Origin of the sequence: Bacteroides reticulotermitis JCM 10512, from assembly GCF_000517545.1 — a bacterium.
Lineage (GTDB): Bacteria > Bacteroidota > Bacteroidia > Bacteroidales > Bacteroidaceae > Bacteroides > Bacteroides reticulotermitis.
The window spans coordinates 147,525-168,878 of record NZ_BAIV01000006.1; the positions used below are offsets into that span (position 1 = coordinate 147,525).

Consider the following 21,354-nt stretch of genomic DNA (forward strand, 5'->3'; position numbering starts at 1 on the left):
CTGAATCTATCTATACAATATTTAATTCCATTTTAATGTTACAACGTTCATAAGCAGCATTCAGGTTCGGCACTTCCTGAAAACCCAATTTACGGTAGAGTGCAATAGACGAAGCCAGACGCGTATTCCCTTCCAAAACAATTTTCCGGACTTCATGTTCACGCGCATACGCTAATAATGCTTCGCCCAGAAGAGTTCCGATTCCTCTTCCCTGATATTGGGGAGACACTGCCATTTTAGCCAGTTCATAATAACCTTCGGGAGCATGCTTGATAAGCGCGCAGCACCCCACCGGTTTCCCCTGTCCGTTTACAGCAAAGAAGATTTGTCCGCCTTGCTTCAGAATGTATCGCTCGGGGTCGTTAAGTACGACACGATCAGAACTCTCCAAATGGAAGAAAGTCTGTATCCATTCTAAATTAAGACGAACAAAAATCTCTTAGGTAAACGGGTTGATACAGTTCTATTCTCAACTCGTTCATAGCGTCATGCTATTAAATTTTAGCCAAGGCCTGATCCAAATCTGCAATAATATCATCAATATGCTCCGTACCAACCGACAAGCGGATTGTACTTTGCTTAATACCTTGTTCCAACAGTTCCTTTTCGCTCAACTGCGAGTGGGTGGTGGTAGCCGGGTGAATCACCAGCGATTTCACATCCGCCACGTTAGCCAACAACGAGAAGATCTCCAAGCTGTCAATCAGTTTATGCGCTTCTGCCTGTCCCCCTTTAATTTCAAATGTAAAGATAGAGCCTCCCCCGTTAGGGAAATACTTCTGATACAGTGCATGATCGGGATGCGAAGGTAAAGCCGGATGATTGACCAGATCTACTTTAGGATGTTTTTTCAAGTAGTCGACCACTTTCAACGCATTCTCTACGTGACGTTCAACACGCAAAGAGAGTGTTTCCAATCCTTGCAAAAGGATGAAAGCATTGAACGGGCTGATAGCCGCACCCGTATCGCGCAACAATACCGCACGGATACGTACCGCATAAGCTGCCGGGCCTGCCGCATCGACAAAACGAACGCCGTGATAACTTGGGTCCGGTTCGGTGAGTTGCGGGAATTTGCCGGAGGCCACCCAGTCGAACTTACCGGAGTCTACTATAACGCCACCGAGTGAGGAACCATGTCCACCGATAAACTTAGTAGCCGAATGAATCACTATATCAGCACCATGCTCGATGGGGCGAATGAGGTATGGAGTACCGAATGTATTGTCGATAAGCAAAGGGATTTTGTGCCGGTGAGCTATTTCAGCCACAGCATCAATATCAATCAGGTTGCAGTTCGGGTTGCCGAACGTTTCAATGAACAAGGCTTTGGTGTTATCCTGAATGGCTCGTTCAAAGTTCTGCAAATCAGTCGGATCGACAAAAGTTGTAGTTACTCCATAGGTAGGCAACGTATGTGCCAACAAATTGTATGTTCCCCCGTAGATTGTTTTGGCAGACACAATGTGGTCGCCGGCACGGGTAATGTTTTCGAAAGCATAGGTAACCGCGGCAGCACCGGAAGCGACAGCCAGTCCGGCAACTCCTCCTTCGAGGGCAGCAACGCGCTTTTCGAACACATCTTGTGTCGAGTTGGTCAACCGTCCGTAAATGTTACCCGGATCCTGAAGCCCGAAGCGAGCAGCAGCATGCGCCGAGTTGCGGAACACATACGAAGTGGTTTGATAAATAGGAACGGCGCGCGCATCAGTTGCGGGGTCGGGAGTCTCTTGACCTACATGTAGTTGTAGTGTTTCAAAGTGTAATTTCTTTGGTTCCATTTGCATTCTATATTTAGTTAATACCGATTGAAAACTTCGATGATGCAAAGATAAGGGAAGATCAGCGTATTACCAATCACATATTGAAGTCATTTTTGTACCATAATCGTGGTAAATCACGAAGAATTTCCTACATTTGCGAACTGAAAAGCTTATAAAGACGATGAATTTAAGAAAGATAATCCTTTTACCGGTTGCTACGGTTATAGTAATATGCAGCTTCGTATCCTGCGGTCAAGACCGTTGGCCGGAGTATGCACCGCGTATCGCTTTAGATAGTTGGATATACGATGTCATGCAGGAAAATTACTTATGGTACAACCAAATGGCTTCGCAAGAAGATTTAAATCTTTTTTTGAGACCAGCCGAATTCTTAGCCAAAGCGAAGATCAGCACCGACAATTACTCTTCTGTAGACTCCATTCGGCCAATTCCATTGCCGGTCTATGGTTTCGACTATTCGCTGGTGCGCAATCCGGATAACGATACAGCCTATAACGCACTTATTACGTACGTCATCCCCAACTCTCCCGCAGATGTCGCCGGACTGAAACGAGGTAACTGGATCATGAAAGTAGATACTTCCTTTATTAGTAAGAAGTATGAAGCAAAATGGTTGCAAGGAGTTGACATGCGCCGATTGGTGATGGGTAAATGGACGCAAATCGAAATCGAACCCGACCCCGGAGAAGAGGAACCGACAGAACCGGTATACGAATACAAAGTGTTGCCCACTAAAGATACATTGGATCTGGGCGTAGCCGCTATTGTAGAAGATACACCTATCCATACGTATAAAACGCTGTCGCTCAAAGACGGAAGCGAAGTGGGTTATCTAATGTACAACAGCTTCACCGCCGGGACAAACCACGAACCGGAAAAGTATAACGATATGCTACGTGCGATCTCCGTCGAACTCAGCCAGAAGAATATTAACCGGCTCATTCTGGACTTGCGCTACAACGCCGGCGGAAGCATGGACTGTGCGCAACTACTGGGCACACTTATGGTACCTCCTTCTTTTCTCGACCAACCGATGGTGAACCTGAAATACAACGATAAGAACACGGCTAAAGACAAGGCTATAACTTTCGACCAATCGTTGCTGGGTTCCGGCAAGAATCTGGATTTGACAACGCTCGTCGTTTTATTTAGCAGCCAGACAGCCGGTGCACCGGAGATGATGATATTCGGAGTCAATGGCAAAATAGGGAAAGTGGTTGGTATAGGTAATTCCACCAAGGGGCAAAATGTGGCTACGGAACGATTCGTTCATGAAGATTTCGGATGGGCAGTCAACCCAGTGGTATGTACCATAGTCGATGCAGAGAACAAAACATACGGCTCTTTCCAACCAACCTTCGCGGTAAGCAATGCTTCGACCGATTACGCGAACTTCCTTCCGTTTGGCGATCCCAAGGAAACGTTGTTAAGCAAAGCGATTGAGTATATGGAAACGGGAACAGTTGTTACCTCAAAAACGTCCAAAACAAACGGTGTAACTGCCCCACTAAAAATAGAGAAAAGCGTGAAAAGTCCGGCTAGCCTGCGCTTCGCCAAAGGCCTGCAAATCAAATAAGCATGAGGAAAATCGCTGCAATTCTACTATTTTCTGTATGCCTAGCGGGCTGTTCCGACTCTGACGATAACGAGACACCCCGTTCGTTCAACCGGATTCTGTTGACGGAAGTATGCAACGGAGCATCTAGCTATAATATTAAAAGGAGCGAAGAGTATCGGTATGTCGGCGGACGGATGATGAGTCGTACCGTCAGCCAACAATTTATAGCACCGGGTACCGAACCTGTAGAAAGCACTCGTGTCTCTTTCGCATACGCTGACGATCACAACTCGGTGACGCTGACCGACGAGGTCGATACCAAGCGCAACTACTCACTTGATGCCGATGGTTATGCTACCGAATGCCTCTACGAAGCTTATAAAGATCGCCGACTCTATACTTTTTCCTACACAAACGGGTATCTGACGCAACTTACTGAGAAGTTACTTCCGGCATACGGTTCGGGAGAAGGCGCTCTTTTTCATACGCTCGACTTGGCTTACAGTAATGGCAGCCTTGCTTCTATCGCATCTTCTTCTTTCAGGGACTCCCCAACCACCCCAACTAATCAATTCCGGACTATCTGCGAAGCAGGCACGGACAAGAATGTATACGCTTTTCCTTGTCTGGAACTTCTGGACACATATCCGCTCACTTTCCATCACGAAGCGCTCTTTGCCGGTATGCTCGGTAAAGTTTCACAGCACTTAATAGCCCGGTCATACCCGGAGCAAACAATTGGCAAGTATTCCGAATCGACTGCCTATACATACGAATTCAATGCTCAGAAGAAACCAACCACCATCCGCAAACGTATGACGTATACGGGAGGTAAGGAGCAAGATATATATCCCAACCAACGGGATATCGCCATTACCATCGAGTAATTCGGTTTGATTCCCTATCAAACACGCAAAAAGAAGTACTGTACTTGCCTGTTTCATGCCAGTGAAACTTTTGTTTCCTCGGCCGAAACTTTTGTTTCTCCAGCAGGAAACTTTTTTCTCATCACTAAGAGAATAAATTCTCACCTAGATGAAACTTTTTTCTCATCGGCATGAAACAACTGAGACAACCGGTTGTTTTTCCTAAAACAAAGGGAGAAACCTTGCCAATCAACGGACTTCCGCAATTAACTGGAACTAGCATTCGCACCTCGGCAACCGAGCGAGCGTCACGGCAACCGCCACCACTTCTCGAAAAACAAAGCCATACTTCAGACGGAATACGGTTCAAAGTGAATGAGAGATCCCTCAAAATTGATGAGAGATAGGCTCAAAAAAGGGCAAAAACAGGAGGAAATGATGAGAGATAGCACTTTTGGGAAGTATCTCTCATTGCGTATCACACTGATTTACTGCCTATTAATCAACAAACAATGAGACCATGAGAGATGAAATATTTTTTCTTTCTTGTAGAGGGGAATGATATAAGTAGGAAACGGAAACGTTGGCCGACAATAGCCTGACCGGTAAGTATTAAGAGTCTAGCCTTCAGCTATTAATACCCCAGTACTCAACTAACTAGTGCCAGTACTCGGGCTGTTACATTCAGGTACCTGAATTACCATAAGCAAGCACTAAGGTTTCTATAAGCAAGTATTTAAGTTATCTCCAACAAGCAAACAAATTAGCCTAAACGAGCATTCAGCTTACTCCGACCGAGCGGCCGATTGCATCCGAACTCCCGGAATATTCAGAGCGAACGCCCAAGGAAGTCCGTACATCCGTTTCGCTTGATCCCCAAAGATGCTTGTTTGCCTATAAAACGACTACGGTTTGGGAGGACGGCCCGGCATTGTGACGGCAAATTTGCCGTCACAATGCTGTCACCGCCTGCTGTCACAAACTTAACTACTTAGAATCAATCCGTTAAGCATCACTTTGTGACAAGTGACAGCGCTTTATTTAAAACAACTCGTAGGAGCGAGCAATCGGTTCGCTTAAGTAGTAAGTCAAAGCGAATTTAGCCACGCTTTTATTTCCGAAAGAATTTATCGAAGAACAGGATCTGGTAGTCAATCGAATTATTCCAATAATCGCTGGTATGTCCACCCGGACGCGTGATGAAGTCGTGTCCGATCTTCCTTGCCAGCAGACTGTTGTGCAAGTCCTTATTTACATTGAGGAAGAAGTCGCTCTCACCGCAATCAACAATGATGGCCAAGTCGCCATTCTCTATTTTATCAAGCTGATTAATCACCGTGTACTCATCCCACTGCTTCTTGTTAGAGGCGAACTCCCCTAGTTGCTTAGCCATTTCCCAGTTCAGCGGGAACGGGCGAATATCCACTCCACGCTTGTGCTGCCTGCTCCTCCAAAGGTGTCTTTATGGCGAAGCGCATTCCACATCGCTCCATGGCCACCCATACTCAAACCTGTGATGGCACGCCCTTTGCGGTCGGCTACGGTTTTATAATGTCCGTCGATATAGTTCACAAGTTCCGAGGAGATAAAGGTTTCGTATCGGTACGCCGGATCTTTCGGACTATCCCAGTACCAGCTATTCTTTCCATCCGGACAAACAAAGATAATCCCCTTTTCATCGGCTATCTGGGGCAAGTTGCGTTTCAACTGAATCCATGTTTTAGCATTACCGCCATACCCGTGCAACAGGTAAATAACCGGACAAGCGGTTGCTTTCTTGCCCAATCCCGCATCGGGCACAACGACAACGACTTCTACATTTTTATTCATTGCAGGGCTTTTCACGAGCAATGTATCGACCTTAGCTGCATAACCGGAAATTGTCCAAAGCAGCAAGGCCAGAACAAGTAAATTCTTTTTCTTCTTCATTGTATTATTAGTTAATCACATAATTCTTCATCTTTCTCAGGCACAGGAAATTCGGACACAGGCATTTCAAAGTCCCGGTCGCACTCCCGGCAGATGTATTCCCAGTGATTCTTTCCCGGAGGAATGGAGCTAAAGCAGCAAAGACAGCAGCCCCGATAGCACGTATACGATTCTTTTTCTTCAGAACAAACTTAATATTGGAGGAGCCGCAATACGGGCACAACTTGAATTCGTCGGGCCAAGCCTGATTACGTTTCAACACCCGGATAGCCTCCGCATAATCCTCTTCATCAACTAAAATGTCCACGCCCGAAATGTAATCGACAAAGCCGACCAATAGTGAAGAAAAGTTTTCATTATGCAAAACGGAATCGATCCCCTCATTCGCCAATGCCCCTTGAAGGATGTGTGCCTGGGCCGCATTACTACAAGTAATCAGTCGAATTGTCTTCATTTAACAAGATATTAGTTAGATTAGTAAAGCAAAAATAAAGGAAAAAAATGTAAACACAAAGTTTTTTTGCTTAACTTTGTCCCACTAAACTATTGGGTATGCGTAGACTGTTCTCTTTTTTGATCATGCTAAGTTGTGTTATGACAGTTCTTATAGCTCAACCACAGCATTCGTTGAAGGGTATTGTTATTGACAAACACAGTCGGCAACCTTTGGAATTCATCAATGTACAAGTGATGGGACTGAGTAAAGGAGCCGTAACCGACGCCAACGGACAGTTTGCCATTACAAGCGTACCACCAGGCATTTATCGCCTGCAAGCCTCAGCCATCGGGTATCAAACGAACCTTACACCGGAGTACATCCTTTCGGGGAAAGATCTCTACGTTTCAATCGAAATAGAAGAGAACTTAACCGAGTTGGAAGGAGTCACCGTTACCTCTTCCCCTATCCGGCGAAATATAGAAAGTCCGGTTGGACTGCGCATCATCGGTCTACAGGAAATAGAGAAGAGTCCCGGGGCCAATCGCGATATTTCCCGCATCGTACAATCTTATCCGGGAGTCGGCTTCTCACCCATCGGTTATCGCAACGACCTGATTGTTCGCGGTGGTGGCCCGTCGGAGAATCGTTTTTATCTGGATGGCGTAGAGATTCCCAATATCAATCATTTCAGTACGCAGGGTGCGTCGGGGGGACCGGTAGGCATCATCAATGCTGACCTGATCCGCGAAGTAAACTTCTATTCGGGAGCTTTCCCCGGTTACAGTAATAATGCGTTGAGTTCGGTGATCGACTTCAAACTTCGGGACGGCAACATGGACCGCAACTCACTGAAAGCTACTTTGGGTGCTTCGGAGGTTTCGCTCTCTTCCAACGGACATCTAAGCGAGAAGACATCCTATCTGGTGTCGGTACGCCAATCGTACCTGCAATTCCTGTTTGACCAGCTGGGGCTGCCTTTCTTGCCGACCTTTACGGACGCGCAATTCAAAATCAAAACCCGCCTGAACGCGTATAACGAGCTAACAGTTTTGGGACTGGGCGGAATTGATCAGATGAAGCTCAACACCAAAGCCGACGACGAAGACAATCAATACATCCTGAGTTATCTTCCTAAGATACAGCAGGAGACGTTCACATTGGGAGCGGTTTACCGACACTATGCCGGCGCGCACGTACAGACGGTCGTAGTAAGCATAATTATCTGAATAACCGGAACACCAAGTTTCTGAACAACGACGAGAGTTTACCGGAGAATCTCATTCTTCGCCTGCGTTCGGTGGAGCAGGACACGAAGTTACGGTTGGAGAACACCTCTTCTTTCCGGAACTGGAAAATAAACATAGGCGCCAACCTGAACTATACGCAGTACACCAATACGACTTTCCAACGGGTTTTCATTCGGAGCGGGCAAACTTACGACTATCATACCTACCTGGGCATACTCCACTGGGGATTGTTCGGCACAATCAACTATACATCGCAGGACGAACGTTTCACCGCATCGTTGGGATTGAGGGCGGATGCCAACAACCACGCTGCTGCCATGAAGCAATTGTCCGACCAGCTTTCGCCCAGACTCTCGCTTTCGTATCGACTCACCGAGCAGCTTTCTGCCAGCGGAAGTGCCGGCTTGTATTATCAACTCCCGCCGTACACCGGCATGGGTTTTAAGGATTCGCACGACCGCCTGATCAATAAGCAGTTGTCGTATATGAGCGTCAGCCAGTTCAGTGCCGGTTTGAGTTGGCAGAAAAACAATATGTTCGAATTGACTGTGGAAGGATTCTATAAAGATTATAATAAGGTACCGGTTTCAATAGCCGACGGTATCCCGCTAACGTGTAAAGGGAATGAATACGGAGTCGTGGGCAACGAAGCGCTGGCATCTACCGCACAGGGACGTTCGTACGGCGTTGAGCTTTTGTTTAAATGGCTGATTGCCCAAAAGCTGAATTTAGCTTCTTCCATAACGCTCTTCAAGAGCGAGTATCGTACGAATAAGGAGAGTGAATATATCAATTCGGCCTGGGATAACCGCTTTATTTTTAACGTTCGGGGAACGTATAACCTCCCCCGTAACTGGAGCGTGGGCATGAAGATCAGTTGCATAGGTGGCGCGCCTTATACGCCTTATGACGTGGATAAGTCGTCCTTGGTTACCGCATGGGATGCGCAGGCAAAGCCTTATTATGATTATAGCAGATACAACGAGGAACGGCTTTCGACATTTGCCCAAGCTGATATCCGGATCGATAAGACTTTCTATCTGAAACATTGCATGCTGGGATTCTATATCGATCTGCAAAATATCACAGCCAGCAAACTTAAACAGGCGGATGTACTCATGAGCACAGGCGTGATAGCCAACCCGGAAGCTCCGCAGGCAGAAAGACGGTACAACATGAAAACAATCAAACAAGATAGCGGAACGCTACTTCCCACACTGGGAATCACTTTTGAATATTAATTATTTTTTATATTACAAACCAACAAAAACAACAATGATGAAAAAGCAATTTGCAGTAATGGCTCTTCTTTTATTAGCTATGAACAGTTTTAATGCGTCGGCACAATTTGGTAAAAAGATCAATTTGGGCAAAGCTTTGCAAGCCGGCAAAGATGCTGTACAGGCTATAACACTATCCGATGCTGATATTGCCGCGATGAGTAGAGAGTACATGGTCTGGATGGATGAACATAATCCGCTGACCAAACCGGAGACTGAGTATGGAAAACGTCTAGAAAAGCTGACCGGCAACATTAAAGAAGTAGACGGGATGAAACTGAATTTCGGTGTATATGAAGTGGTGGACGTGAACGCCTTTGCCTGTGGCGATGGTAGCGTACGCATTTGTGCCGGACTAATGGACATCATGACCGACGACGAAGTAATGGCCGTAATCGGACACGAGATCGGACACGTAGTGAATACGGACTCCAAAGACGCGATGAAGAATGCGTATCTTCGTTCGGCAGTTAAGAATGCCGCCGGAGCGACTAACGAGAAAGTAGCCAAGCTTACGGAATCTGAACTGGGAGCTATGGCGGAAGCGCTGGCGGGCGCACAGTACTCTCAGAAGCAGGAAAACGCTGCTGATGATTATGGCGTTGAGTTCTGTGTAAAGAACAATATCGACCCGCACGCTATGGCTAAATCGTTGACTAAATTGTCTGAACTATCGAGTGGAGCAGCTGAATCATCGTATGTGCAAAGAATGTTTTCTTCACATCCGGACACAGCGAAACGCATTCAACGTGCAACCGCCAAGGCTGACAGTTACACGAAGAAATAAAGTATTTTTATGCTAAATTACTAACCGGGGGTTATTGCGTTTGTATAAGCGTCGTAATTCCCGGTTTTCGTTGGATAGGAAAACAGACAAATATTATTAAATATTCACGCTTATGCAGCCGGATATTTGCATCCGGCCGCCATTTCATCTAAATTCGTAGCATTAACCATTTAACTCCATTTATGGAATTTTTAATAATCATTCTTCTCCTTTTAGTCAACGGCGTTTTCGCCATGTACGAAATCGCCTTAGTCTCTTCCAGTAAAGCACGTCTCGAGACTGCTGCCGGCAAAGGCAACAAATCGGCTCGCAACGTACTCAGACAATTGGAAGAACCGGAAAAGTTCTTATCTACAATCCAAATCGGCATTACATTAATCGGTATTATTTCGGGTGCTTTCGGTGGTGTTGCTATCGCCGATGAGGTGACTCCCCTATTTGCCATGATACCGGGTGCGGAAATGTATGCCCGCAACCTGGCCATGATAACGACCGTAGCGCTAATCACCTACCTATCGCTTATTATCGGTGAGCTGGTTCCTAAATCCATAGCACTTAGCAACCCCGAAAGGTATGCGACTCTTTTCTGTCCGTTCATCATGATGTTGACCAAAATCTCCTATCCTTTTGTATGGTTGCTCAGTGTCTCCACCCGTCTGCTCAACAGACTGATCGGGTTGAAAAGCGAAGAGCGCTCTATGACTCAGGAGGAGATCAAAATGATTCTGCACCAAAGTTCCGAACAGGGAGTTATTAATAAGGGAGAAACTGAAATGCTTCGCGATGTATTCCGTTTCTCCGACAAACGTGCCAACGAACTGATGACTTATCGCCGGGATCTGATCATCTTACATCCGGAGAACACGAAAGAGGAGGTATTACAAACCATCGAGAACGAGCATTTCAGCAAATACTTGCTCGTAGATGAGCATAAAGATGAGGTTGTCGGAGTGGTTTCCGTAAAAGATATCATCTTAATGGTGGGCAGCGACAAGGAATTCAATCTGCGGGAAATAGCGCGTCCACCTCTGTTTATTCCGGAAAGTTTATACGCAAATAAAGTTTTAGAGCTATTCAAAAAGAACAAAAATAAGTTTGGAATTGTTGTTAACGAGTATGGTGGCATAGAAGGCATCCTCACGTTACATGATCTGACCGAAAGTATCTTTGGTGATATTCTTGAGGAGGACGAAATGGAAGAGGAAGAAATTGTCCGTAGAAAAGACGGTTCAATGTTAGTGGAAGCTTCGATGAACATCGGTGACTTCATGGAAGAGATGGGAATCTTTTCGTATGATGATCTTGATTCGGAAGACTTCACAACCCTAAGCGGACTGACTATGTTTCTCATCGGACGAGTTCCGAAAGCAGGCGATATCTTTACGTACAAGAACCTGCAATTCGAGGTAGTCGATATGGATAGAGGCCGGGTAGATAAATTACTTGTCACCAAACAAGATGATGACGAAGAGTAAGTGAGTGAATAAACTCACTTTTTATGAGTATAAACGTAACAAACTTAACAATGAAAAAAGTATTTATGATGGTAGCTGTTGTAGCTGCTCTGGCATCTTGTCAATCAAAAGCAAACAAAGGATCGGAAGCCGGTTCGGATAGTCTTGCCGTAGAAGTAGCCAGCCCTCTTTCAGAAACTTCCGAAGTATATCAAGGCACACTTCCCGCTGCCGATGGCCCGGGTATCGATTATGTATTGGCACTCAATACGGCTGTCAATGGCACCGATACCATTTATAGCCTGGAGATGACCTATTTAGATGCCGAAGGTCCGGGTAAGAATAAGTCTTTCACATTCAAAGGCAAACAAGAAAGCATTAGCAAAGTGGTGAATCAAAAAACGAAACGCGGCTACAAGCTAAGTGCCGATCATGATGATACACCGGTCTATTTTGTAGTTGTGAATGACAGTACTCTTCGTTTAGTAAACGAAAACCTAGAAGAAGCTCAAACCAATTTGAACTACAACTTGGTTAAGGTGAAGAAATAATTGGATACAATTATACCCAAACAAAGATGCTCTGTGAAATCTAATTTCGCAGAGCATCTTTGTTTGGGCCCGGTGGGTCATTATATCACGTGGAACGTCAACCGAGTTGCATCCCACCCGAAAGATTAATGCAGCCCCAGTATCATATTGGCTAATATGATAGCCAACACAATCAAGGTAATGCACACGTAGAGATAGTCTTTCTCGATAAGAAACGAGAAAGCTGAGAAGGCAACGCGTATAATGGGAGTAGCAATCAATACAAGCACTCCCAGCTGAATAATAGCCGCTCCGTCGAAACTCAGAACACCCGATAGAATCGTGTTCAACTCTCTCAGATACTGATCGACTCCCGGAAAGGGTTGTCCCGAAGGCGTAGGTGTATAGTCGGCCGTTTTGGAGTGATGCTGCAAAAGATATATAACCCCGCCAAACACTGTGATTAGACTTGATAAAATAACTCCGTAACGAAGGAGTTTACCTATATATTGTTCAACATCCCGTTGCTCCCAATATGTTCGTGAAAATAGATGTTTCATCTTGAATTCTGACTTTTAGTTAAGATTAGAGTTTCCCGGTAATGCCGTTGTACATCATAGACAGGGCAAGAATAAATATAACCACACTAAATAGTTGGCGCAACCGCTTTACATTTGCTTTCGGCAAAATCTTAGATCCGATAAATGCGCCTAATAATACGCCTACTACAATAGGCATGCACAATCCCGGATCGATATATCCTCTCTGTAGGTAAATAACAGCACTGGCCGCAGCCGTAACTCCAACCATAAAGTTACTGGTTGTGGTCGACACCTTAAATGGTATCTTCATCGCTGTATCCATGGCTAACACTTTCAGTGCACCCGAGCCGATACCCAGTAATCCGGATAAGATTCCGGCTAGCGTCATCAAGGAGTAGCCTGTTGCTACGTTTTGGACTTTATATGCTACAACCCCATCTTTCGTGGGATATGAACTATTGAGTTTTAGCTTAGCGGCAAGTTTGTCTTCAGGAGCGTTGGGGTCGGAATGATCTTCCTTCTTCGTTATGGTTCGTATGGCAGAGAAGATGAGTACACACCCGAATAGAATAGCAATGTACTGTTTATCAAGCCAAATCGCTATAACTGCCCCCATAACAGCACCTGTTGTAGTGGCGATCTCGAGAAACATACCAATGCGAACATTCGTTATCCCTTCTTTGATGTAGGCCGCTGCCGCACCCGAAGAACTGGCTATCGATGTTACCAGAGCCGCTCCAATGGCATACCTCATATCAACACCAAAACCTAAAGTCAACAAGGGAATAACAACTACTCCCCCGCCCAATCCGGTCAGAGCTCCTAAAAAACCCGCTAATATCGCTCCTAGAAACAATATTAGGATAAATACACTTATTGACATATAATTGCGTTTTGTTATTAGTCGACAAAGGTACGGTTTTCTGTTATTTACAGTAATTATTAGGAGCTTTTATTGCATTATATATCTCTTCTAGTAAGTTTTTTATCTTCTTTCGGCGGTTTATGATCGGTGACAGCAGCGAAAATAAAGTACGGGGTCACTTACCCGAGTACATTCTTACCCTCTTGCAGACGCTTCAATCGGAGCAGAGCTTCTATATAATAATAGTCGGCATAGATAATGGAAGCGTCTATTTCCGAATGGTTCGGCCAATGCCCGGTGCTATGCAACAGGAAAGACGGTTTACTCTTTCCACTCTGGTACGCATTAGAACTCATACTGGTCAGCATCTCAATAGCGGCATCTTTATATTGTTTCCCCTTTCCGTTGGGTAGATAGGTAGACAGTTCGAGAAGGGCGGATGCGACAACAGCAGCAGCCGAAGCATCACGGGGTGCATTGGGAATGGAAGGATCATCAAAATCCCAGTAAGGAACTTTATCTTCGGGAAGACGATTCAGATAGACATCGGTCACCTTCTGTGCAAAATCCAGGTATTTAGTATCTTTCGTTTCGCGATAAACAACCGTATATCCATAAATTGCCCATGCCTGTCCGCGTGCCCACATGGTACTATCCGCATAGCCCTGATGAGTCACTCCTTTAATCAGATTACCGGTAATGGTATCGTATACGGCTACATGATAGGAAGTATAGTCAGGGCGGAACTGACATTTCATTGTCTTATCGGCATGCGAGACCGCAATATCATACAAATACGGATTCCCTCCATTCTTGGACGCCCAGAAGAGCATTTCCAAGTTAATCATATTGTCCATAATGGTATTATGTGGCCAATTGCGAGGTCCTACTTCCCGAGGCCAGGATAGCATTGTGCCGACTATCGGATTAAATAAGGTAGCCAAGGAATCGGCAGTATCGAGAATCACTTGTTTGTAAGCCGGTGTTTGGGTTAGCCGATAGCCGTTTCCGTAACTACAGAATATAAGAAAGCCTAAGTCATGATCGTAAGCCGGTGTCTTGGCAAGAAACTCCAACGAGTGGGTAAACTTCTCAGCCTCTTCCAGAATGTGCTTATCCTGCGTATATTCATAGTCGTACCACAACACTCCAGGCCAGAAGCCGGCACACCATTCTTCCTTAGTAGCTTTCCGACAATTCCAGTGATTTTCATCCGCCATTATATTACGGGGCATCATTGTATAATCAATCCCGGAATCGGTTTTAAGCTCCGTAAGCGTGCGCAATGTTTGCTCCGCACAATAGTCTAATGCTTTATTCACATCCAGCATACCGGAGGGGCGTTGAGTACATGCACATAAACCCAGCATCACAGCCATACCTACCACAATCTTCTTCATTTTTATTCGTATATCTTCCCGTTAGTTCTTATTCTTTTCAACTCTCTTTTATTTGCTCATCCGGAACCAGTCTACGTCAGTCCAGCCGCGGTTACCTGGGTTAGGAGTGACACAAAACACCCCCACTTTGGCACCGATCCATTTACCCTGCCGGGCTTTAAACGAATCACCTGCTGCGATATATTTCTTTCCGTCTAAGCTGTAAGCGAACGTACAAACAGCTCCCTTACGTACTTTAACCTGTAAATAGATCGTCTTCCATTCATTATCGGCTACGCCCGGCATTATCAAGTGCTCGGCGGGGAAACTGGTTAGCTCGACCAGTTGTTCGGGGTTTTGCAACTCGGCGTCTTTACAAACGACTTGTTGCAACACAAAGGAGTCACCCGATTTACGCAAGGACAGGTAACTATAATCCCAGCCCATAATGATAAGTCCGGCTTGTTCCCCATCTTGTTTAGCGGTGAAGGTCATCTTGGTTGTAGCCGTAAACTCTTCTGCCGGGAACTTCTGCATCAACAGATTGGGTACTTCCCAGAAGTTGACAAACTTGTCCGACAGGCTTCCTGCGTACAATCGAAGGTATCCCAGTTCAGTTGTAAACCCGTAAGTCTCCAGTTTATTGGCATGCCATTGCCACTGAAGTCCCAACCGGCGTGAATTGAATTCATCACTTTCCGGTGGAGTAGCTATGGGATATGTCTGACCGACATTTGGTTTCTTATAGGTAGTGACGGGCTCTCCACATCCGTCTTTATCTTTATCCACTCCGATAATCGGCCAGTCAGCTTTCCATTCCATCGGATTCAGATGTATCACCCGTCCGTAAGCACCCTGATCCTGAAAGTGCACAAACCAGGATTCATTGGTATGGGTATCGACCCAAGCTCCTTGATGAGGACCATTAATCGTTGAGTTTCCTTGTGCCATGACAATCTTCGACTCGTAAGGCCCGTAGATTTTTTTGGAACGGAGTACCAATTGCCAACCGGTAGCAACACCGCCTGCCGGAGCGAAAATATAGTAATAGCCGTTGCGCTTATAGAGTTTGGGACCTTCGATCGTGTGGTTCTTGCCATCGTTGCCATCGAATACCATCACCGGATCAGTGATAACTTGGGTTCCTTCGGCATTCATTTCGCAGATTACCAAGATGCTGTTTACTCCACTCCGACTACCGGCATAGGCATATATCAAATAGGCTTTTCCGTCTTCATCCCACAAAGGCGTGGCATCGATCAATCCCTTACCGGCTTTCACTAATACGGGCTTTTCCCACGCACCTATCGGGTCTTTGGTCTTTATCCTATAAATTCCATAATCCGGATCGCCCCAATAAATATAGAATTCTCCGTTATGAAAACGAATGGATGGAGCCCATACCCCTTTGCCGTGCTGTGCTTTATTGAAAAAGTCTTCGGGTTCTTGCACCGGCAACGCATAATTCACCAACGACCAATTGACCAAGTCGCGAGAGTGCAAAATGGGAAGCCCCGGGATGCAATTGAAGCTGGAAGCCGTCATATAGAAATCGCCATTGGCTGCGCAAACATCGGGATCGGAGTAATCGGCATAAAGAACCGGGTTCTGATAAGTTCCGTTTCCCTTATCAGCTACCCAGGTCTTCGAAATCTCTTGCGAACCAACTGAAGTACAACAAGCTATTATCCCTGCTAAAAACAGAATCTTTTTACACATATATATACCTAATAAATCGTTCAATACTAAATCGTCATTCCTAAAAACAAAATCCTTTTACCTCTTTAAAACTCATTACCTTACTTCGTAACTCTTGATTATCTGTTTACCTTAAAGCTCTTTGAATGACCTTTATGCTTATATATACGAAGGGGATTAGGTAAATACCTAATCCCCTTGCAACTTTTTCTCTAAAAACTCAATGAGCTTATGCTCCTATTTCCGATACATCATCAAAGTACCCCATCCCAATTGATCAAATGCACCGCTATTTGACCCGTAACGGGTGTCCCCTGTTCCTCCTTCGGGACGTAACTTCTCCGCAAATTTCTCAGCATACGTATATCCGCTACTGATACCTTTCACCTTCGCATAATGATTGTACAGAATCTCCCATCCGGGACGAGGCGTACCGCGTCCGGCATCATCAGCTACTGATGTGTGAATAGCACCGTGGTTCTTGTCTTTGCACGCACAATCAATGCAATATTTATATTCGTCAAATGGCATCTTGTCGGCGGTAATCAACCAAGCACCTGTCGAATTTACATTGTCGGCTCCTCCCCGCAGATTAAAGAGGGCGGTATATTCTCCCATCTTCATCACAGCGTTGTCGTTAGCCGCAAAGAAGTCTAATTCGGGAACGGCAGGATTGTATTTATAAAACGAATAGGCCATTTGACATAGGTTAGCTGTAACAGCTACCGACATCATAGCATGTCCTTGGTCACGGCCGCTTTCCTGATTCTGGCAAATCGTTTCTCCTGTTTTCAAAGGATCGGTAAATGTTCCCTGAATCAGATTTACAATGCTTCCATTACCGCCTCCAGTATGGAAGTAGTTGACAGCATAGTTCACCATTTCATCGTTCTCGGTCAAAATGCCGATAGCCATATAAGAGCATAAGTTAACCAGATCCCAGTTAGACCAATAATGGAAAATACAAGATGTACTTTCCTTACTCCAATGATAGGTCAGGAACTGTTTGTTTTTGGAAGCGAATACCGTTACGATCCAGTCCTTGAAATGAGCTAAGTCGGTAGGAGCCCATCCGGAATAAGTCTGCATAATCTCAGCTGCATTGGCAAATGTATAGCCCTGACAACCGGCAGCCAACATCTGGTTGGCATCGTTCGACTTGATCTCCTTACAGGTAGTCGCCCAATCATTCAACACCTTAACAGAAGCGTCGGCGTACTTTTCATCACCGGTTAGCTTCCATAACATAGCCATCTGGTAGGCAGCTGCCGCATCGTACATAGCGGGAGCATAGTTTTCTTTACCGTCAGCCGTAATCCCGGTAGCATCTCCACGCACGATCAAAGTCTGCGGATTAGACGCATAAGGCAGTTGTGTGAATCGGTTATTCTTTAATGCGGTGAACTCATCTTTAACTGCCTGAGGAGCGGTTCCATCATCCAACATTGTCTTTACCCGGGCAAAGTCTTCGCCGTTGTACATTCCACACGGATGGGTGTATGTGTATTTAGCCTCAACAGGTACCTTACCTCCCTCTTCCGGCATCGTTAGATCTACCACACCAAATTCATTTTCCCGGCAGCTGGTTTGCACTGCCAATAGCAGTGCCAAACCTAGTAGCTTTATACTTTTCTTATTCATATATTTCCTTTTGAATAATTCATTAAATCATTATTTTATCACATCGTAGGTCAATCCTTCCGACTCAATGTACGCTTTCACATCATCCAATGTTTTGAATGTCTGTACCCAGTAAACATTATAGGTCGGTTTGGTAGCCCCAACGATATCAGCATACTTAAACTGGAGAGTCGGGAACTCCGCAACAGCAGTTGTCGGAAGAGCACCACCTGTTGCCCACTTCTGAGTTGCCAAATTGTAGATGAATACATGGCTATTGTCACTACACTTATAATCATGTAGCCATTTATTGTTATTTCCATCCAGACCACCCGAGTATTTCACGTCGGCAGCTGTTCCGGAAGCATCGAGCGTTATGTTTCTTGCACCTCCGGTAGCATCTTGCACATCGTCCATACGAACCGCGAAAATAGGATAAGTACCGGCATGCAACCAAGTTTTGGCACTGTAGCATTTCAGGTCACCACGCCACTTCGAACCACTCGCTTTAGTTGTTACCTTGATGTAAGAACCTTCTTTGTTCCATTCGTGTGATTCTGCATTCGTCGCATTATACCAGGTATAGTTCTCCGTACGGAACAGTTCGCGAACCAATCCTTCTTCCAGATGTAATTTAACAGAGGAACTCTTTTTGGTATCCGGACAAGTTGCCGTAATCGTAACGTCACCAAACACACCATTCTGATTGAAAGTTACTACGCCCGCACTGACGGTAGCAATTGTTTCGTTGCTGGTAGTCCATTCGATTAATGACTTCGTACAATCTTCGGGAACCGTGGTATAGCTCAGCGTTATTCCCTTGTCGGCAATGGCAAACACGTAACCATTGTCTACGGAATAGGTCTGATCGATGGTAACATCTTCAGGCGGTACACGTCTATCAACTGTTATCTCTTTGCTTGCTACAATAGCTGAACCGTCCAGCGAGGTTGCCGTAATGGTAACTTTGGAGTGAATCTCATCATTCTCCAGGCCGGTAACAAGTCCGTGCATATCTACCGTAGCCACCGTTTCATCGGAACTGCTCCACTTAACGGTTCTGTACGTTGCGGTTTTCGGTAGAATAGTGGCAGTAAGCTGCAGCGTTTCACCACCATATACATTGTCGGCTGCCGAACTGATTGTTATTTCCTCCGCTGCAACCAATTCATCTACTACCATCACTTTGAGATTGCAATAGACTCCACTGCCCGAATACATAGCCACAGGCGCTACCTGAACAATGGAATATCCGGTACCGGCTCCGCTAACGGCTGTCACTTTGCCATTATCGACTGTGGCCACAGCAGGGTTTGAAGTAGTCCAAACAACATCCTGATACGTTATATTATCCGGAGCCATTGTATATTTTAAATCGACACTTTCTCCTTTTATCATAGGTAATACACTAGCACCTGTTTCATCTGCATAGATAAGCTGCTGCGTAGCCGGAGACAAATCAAACACGATGGAGGAAGGACAAATAGATCCGGGTAGATCGGACATAGCATCGTCATCACTACAAGAAGAGACCATGAGTGTCGAGACAGCACCCAGCATAAGGAGCGCCAGTCTGGTTTTCATTCTATATTTCATATTATCTATCATACTCTTTTTATTATATAATTTGACTTATTATTTCCATCCCGGATTTTGCTCCAGCTTCGGATTCAACTGCAATTGATCGGAAGGTAATGGATATAAATATAGCTTATCGGCCCAAACCCGACCATCATAAAGGATAATACAGCCATCGCTATTCAAGGCACGCGACTGATTGGTCCAGTGAGACTCGAACCAAGTACCTGTATACTTCACGCCAAGCTGATTCTCAACCATTTCTTTCGGAGCAGTAGCCCAACGTTTCAAGTCGTCAATACGGAAACCTTCAAGTACCAGTTCCAAGGTACGTTCCCGACGGATCTCTTCACGCATAGAGAGTTGATTGTTTGAAACGAACGTATTGCTTAACTTCGGCATATCCGGATTGATACGTGTGCGAACAAGGTTGAGAGATAAATCCAAATCGGTATCCTCAATGCTACCATCCAATTCGTAACAAGCTTCGGCGTAGTTCAACAGAACCTCGGCATAACGAATAACCGGATAGTCCATAGACTCTTGTGTATCGGCCACCAAGCGTTCTACCGCCCATTTATGATTCTGGTATCCGCTATTTGAAGTTACGGAAAGAGTCAACGCTCTTGTCAAATCTTGGCTATCCCAAGTAGAACGTGAATTATTGGTCGTATTATTCCAATACTTATCACCATGCTGCATCAAGGTAGTTGTCATTCGATTATCACGATTCTGGAATTCGTCAGTTACACCTACGTACTTCTTAAAGAGCGGAGATTTATCAATAGGCAGTCCATCCGAGCACAGATACAAGTTGGCCCATTTGCGGGTTACGAAAGTAGCGTTCGCCAGATAGCCCTTCGTGATATTGGTGCCAATACCATCTTCCAACCGATGGCGACGCGATAAGATGTATTCGGTATTATCCGTTTTAGTCAGACGAGCCGGGTTACAGGCGGCATCTTCCAGAATAAACATATAGCGGTAGCTTTCTACCCCAAGCTTTTCATTGTAAAACAGACTAAAGCGCTTGCCGGAAATGACCTTAGAAGCGGCATCTTTAGCAATCGTCAACAGAGCCTTGCTACGTTCCGTATTCGTTGTCGCAGTACTTCCGTTTGTATGGAACTTCTGCCAAGTTCCTTCGTACAAGGCTACTCGAGAAAGCATGGCCCAAGCGGCGTCCTTGGTTACTCTGCCAGCTTCCGCTTTTTCGGGCAATCCATTGATCGACTCCTGCAAGTCCTGTACAATCTGATCAATGACAACAGATCGATCGTCACGCGCTACATGAAGTTCGGGAGAATTTAAGTCCAACGGTTTGGTAACCTTAATAACGTTTCCAAAGAGCTGTACCAGTTCGAAATAGCAATACGCACGGAAGAACTTGGCTTCAGCTACCGGAACGGCAATAGACGCTTTATCGGCAAAAGACTCCGCTTTGCTTAATAGCAGATTCGTATAGTAAATACGTGTGTACAGTGTTGTATAGTTACCATCACTTTCAGGGATCGAATTCGTACCTTTACTGTATGTGTTTACAGAAGCACCCGCAATAAGGTCGGAACGCCAATCACTATGAGGGCCATCACTGGTACCGCACATATAGGTAGTCGAGCTATGAAAGTCGCGGGTCCAGGTATAGAACTGATTCGTGAATAACTGGAAACTAGATGCTTTATTCCAAACGATAGCATCATTCAATTCTGCCTTCGGCTCAAGATCCAGACAAGAAGTTGTCAGCATACTCAATAAAGAAAGGCAAGCTATTTTTATGTATTGTTTCTTTTTCATCAGA

At 45.3% G+C, this 21,354-nt stretch carries 14 protein-coding genes and 3 pseudogenes; 6 read left to right on the top strand and 11 right to left on the bottom strand.

The genetic code is table 11. The annotated features are described in order from the left end of the window. Positions 1–10: 10 nt before the first annotated feature. On the bottom strand, positions 11–391 hold the full coding sequence (locus JCM10512_RS05320) for a GNAT family N-acetyltransferase (protein ID WP_052517106.1): 381 nt from the start codon (positions 389–391) through the stop codon (positions 11–13). A gap of 103 nt (positions 392–494) precedes the next feature. Further along, positions 495–1,781: an O-acetylhomoserine aminocarboxypropyltransferase/cysteine synthase family protein gene (locus JCM10512_RS05325; protein WP_044161240.1), complete on the bottom strand. Its 1,287-nt coding sequence runs from the start codon at positions 1,779–1,781 to the stop codon at positions 495–497. 163 nt (positions 1,782–1,944) lie between these two features. Here JCM10512_RS05325 and JCM10512_RS05330 point away from each other — a divergent pair, with 163 nt between their 5' ends. Then, entirely contained in the window at positions 1,945–3,360 is a 1,416-nt protein-coding gene (locus JCM10512_RS05330) for a S41 family peptidase (protein ID WP_044161150.1), read from the top strand. Between the two features lie 2 nt (positions 3,361–3,362). Beyond that, positions 3,363–4,229 carry a DUF4595 domain-containing protein gene (locus tag JCM10512_RS05335; protein ID WP_044161152.1) on the top strand — a complete coding sequence of 289 codons (867 nt, stop codon included), beginning with the start codon at positions 3,363–3,365 and terminating at the stop codon, positions 4,227–4,229. A 1,090-nt stretch (positions 4,230–5,319) separates the two neighbouring features. On the opposite strand, the pseudogene JCM10512_RS05345 reads toward JCM10512_RS05335, so the two are convergent. Next, positions 5,320–6,137: pseudogene (locus JCM10512_RS05345) on the bottom strand (alpha/beta hydrolase). A gap of 11 nt (positions 6,138–6,148) precedes the next feature. Next, positions 6,149–6,591 (bottom strand): annotated as a pseudogene (locus tag JCM10512_RS05350) (putative signal transducing protein). 98 nt (positions 6,592–6,689) lie between these two features. Here JCM10512_RS05350 and JCM10512_RS05355 point away from each other — a divergent pair. The 4 genes and pseudogenes from JCM10512_RS05355 (at position 6,690) to JCM10512_RS05370 (ending at position 11,895) form a co-directional block, all read left to right on the top strand. Next, positions 6,690–9,064 (top strand): annotated as a pseudogene (locus JCM10512_RS05355) (TonB-dependent receptor). Between the two features lie 37 nt (positions 9,065–9,101). Next, positions 9,102–9,890, top strand: coding sequence for a M48 family metallopeptidase (locus tag JCM10512_RS05360; RefSeq protein ID WP_044161242.1), 789 nt, complete (start codon positions 9,102–9,104; stop codon positions 9,888–9,890). A gap of 182 nt (positions 9,891–10,072) precedes the next feature. Beyond that, the gene (locus tag JCM10512_RS05365; protein WP_044161155.1) at positions 10,073–11,365 is read left to right on the top strand and encodes a hemolysin family protein; all 1,293 of its coding nucleotides are present in this window, start codon (positions 10,073–10,075) and stop codon (positions 11,363–11,365) included. 50 nt (positions 11,366–11,415) lie between these two features. Further along, positions 11,416–11,895 (top strand): copper resistance protein NlpE N-terminal domain-containing protein, encoded by a 480-nt coding sequence (locus tag JCM10512_RS05370; RefSeq protein ID WP_044161244.1) that lies wholly within the window; start codon positions 11,416–11,418, stop codon positions 11,893–11,895. A gap of 125 nt (positions 11,896–12,020) precedes the next feature. Here the strand turns inward: JCM10512_RS05370 and JCM10512_RS05375 are convergent, their stop codons facing one another. The 7 genes from JCM10512_RS05375 to JCM10512_RS05405 form a co-directional block, all read right to left on the bottom strand. Continuing rightward, positions 12,021–12,434: a DUF1634 domain-containing protein gene (locus JCM10512_RS05375; protein WP_044161157.1), complete on the bottom strand. Its 414-nt coding sequence runs from the start codon at positions 12,432–12,434 to the stop codon at positions 12,021–12,023. A 25-nt stretch (positions 12,435–12,459) separates the two neighbouring features. Then, positions 12,460–13,299, bottom strand: coding sequence for a sulfite exporter TauE/SafE family protein (locus tag JCM10512_RS05380; RefSeq protein WP_044161159.1), 840 nt, complete (start codon positions 13,297–13,299; stop codon positions 12,460–12,462). 161 nt (positions 13,300–13,460) lie between these two features. After that, on the bottom strand, positions 13,461–14,681 hold the full coding sequence (locus JCM10512_RS05385; protein WP_044161161.1) for a glycoside hydrolase family 88 protein: 1,221 nt from the start codon (positions 14,679–14,681) through the stop codon (positions 13,461–13,463). A gap of 48 nt (positions 14,682–14,729) precedes the next feature. After that, positions 14,730–16,379: a glycoside hydrolase family 43 protein gene (locus JCM10512_RS05390; RefSeq protein WP_044161163.1), complete on the bottom strand. Its 1,650-nt coding sequence runs from the start codon at positions 16,377–16,379 to the stop codon at positions 14,730–14,732. Between the two features lie 216 nt (positions 16,380–16,595). After that, positions 16,596–17,999 carry an alginate lyase family protein gene (locus tag JCM10512_RS05395; protein ID WP_044161180.1) on the bottom strand — a complete coding sequence of 468 codons (1,404 nt, stop codon included), beginning with the start codon at positions 17,997–17,999 and terminating at the stop codon, positions 16,596–16,598. 30 nt (positions 18,000–18,029) lie between these two features. Next, entirely contained in the window at positions 18,030–19,562 is a 1,533-nt protein-coding gene (locus JCM10512_RS05400; protein WP_244436924.1) for a DUF4979 domain-containing protein, read from the bottom strand. A 51-nt stretch (positions 19,563–19,613) separates the two neighbouring features. Then, entirely contained in the window at positions 19,614–21,350 is a 1,737-nt protein-coding gene (locus JCM10512_RS05405) for a RagB/SusD family nutrient uptake outer membrane protein (RefSeq protein ID WP_044161182.1), read from the bottom strand. Between the last annotated feature and the right edge of the window lie 4 nt (positions 21,351–21,354).

Bases quoted from the DNA above. Each gene is read 5' to 3' on its own strand.
- JCM10512_RS05325 (WP_044161240.1), bottom strand. From the start codon at position 1,781: ATGGAACCAAAGAAATTACACTTTGAAACACTACAACTACATGTAGGT.
- JCM10512_RS05330 (WP_044161150.1), top strand. From the start codon at position 1,945: ATGAATTTAAGAAAGATAATCCTTTTACCGGTTGCTACGGTTATAGTA.
- JCM10512_RS05335 (WP_044161152.1), top strand. From the start codon at position 3,363: ATGAGGAAAATCGCTGCAATTCTACTATTTTCTGTATGCCTAGCGGGC.
- JCM10512_RS05360 (WP_044161242.1), top strand. From the start codon at position 9,102: ATGAAAAAGCAATTTGCAGTAATGGCTCTTCTTTTATTAGCTATGAAC.
- JCM10512_RS05365 (WP_044161155.1), top strand. From the start codon at position 10,073: ATGGAATTTTTAATAATCATTCTTCTCCTTTTAGTCAACGGCGTTTTC.
- JCM10512_RS05370 (WP_044161244.1), top strand. From the start codon at position 11,416: ATGAAAAAAGTATTTATGATGGTAGCTGTTGTAGCTGCTCTGGCATCT.
- JCM10512_RS05375 (WP_044161157.1), bottom strand. From the start codon at position 12,434: ATGAAACATCTATTTTCACGAACATATTGGGAGCAACGGGATGTTGAA.
- JCM10512_RS05380 (WP_044161159.1), bottom strand. From the start codon at position 13,299: ATGTCAATAAGTGTATTTATCCTAATATTGTTTCTAGGAGCGATATTA.
- JCM10512_RS05385 (WP_044161161.1), bottom strand. From the start codon at position 14,681: ATGAAGAAGATTGTGGTAGGTATGGCTGTGATGCTGGGTTTATGTGCA.
- JCM10512_RS05390 (WP_044161163.1), bottom strand. From the start codon at position 16,379: ATGTGTAAAAAGATTCTGTTTTTAGCAGGGATAATAGCTTGTTGTACT.
- JCM10512_RS05395 (WP_044161180.1), bottom strand. From the start codon at position 17,999: ATGAATAAGAAAAGTATAAAGCTACTAGGTTTGGCACTGCTATTGGCA.
- JCM10512_RS05400 (WP_244436924.1), bottom strand. From the start codon at position 19,562: ATGAAAACCAGACTGGCGCTCCTTATGCTGGGTGCTGTCTCGACACTC.
- JCM10512_RS05405 (WP_044161182.1), bottom strand. From the start codon at position 21,350: ATGAAAAAGAAACAATACATAAAAATAGCTTGCCTTTCTTTATTGAGT.